Origin of the sequence: Photobacterium sanguinicancri, from assembly GCF_002265265.1 — a bacterium.
GTDB lineage: Bacteria > Pseudomonadota > Gammaproteobacteria > Enterobacterales > Vibrionaceae > Photobacterium > Photobacterium sanguinicancri.
In genome coordinates this window covers 1-386 of sequence record NZ_NOIF01000504.1, presented here as the reverse complement: position 1 = coordinate 386, position 386 = coordinate 1, and the positions used below count along the sequence as shown (strand labels likewise).

Here is a 386-nt window from a genome sequence, read left to right as displayed (position 1 = left end):
ATCGCCGACGAGCCGACCACCGCGCTCGATGTCACCATCCAGGACGAGATCCTGGCCCTGCTCCTGGGGCTCGTGCAGGACGAGCGGATGTCGCTCGTTTTCATCACCCACTATCTCGCTGTGCTGGCGCAGGTCGCCACCCACGGCTTGGTCCTCGAGCGGGGCAGGGTGGTCGAGCACGCCCCCGTGACGCAGCTGCTGCGTGCGCCGCAGTCGTCGGTCACGCGGGGCCTGCTCCGCGATGCGACCGCGACGCTGTGGCGCCCCGAGGGAGGCGCATCGTGAGTCTGCTCAGCGCGCGCGGGCTGCGGCGCGACTTCCTCCGGCCGACGCGATCGCCCGGGGAGCGCGCACGGCCGGAGACGGCCCTGCACCCGACCGACCTC

1 pseudogene is annotated in these 386 nt (G+C 72.5%); it reads left to right on the top strand.

Features of this window, described 5'->3' with window-relative positions:
• Positions 1-285 (top strand): annotated as a pseudogene (locus tag ASV53_RS24845) (dipeptide ABC transporter ATP-binding protein); the annotation flags it as partial.
• Positions 286-386 lie beyond the last annotated feature (101 nt).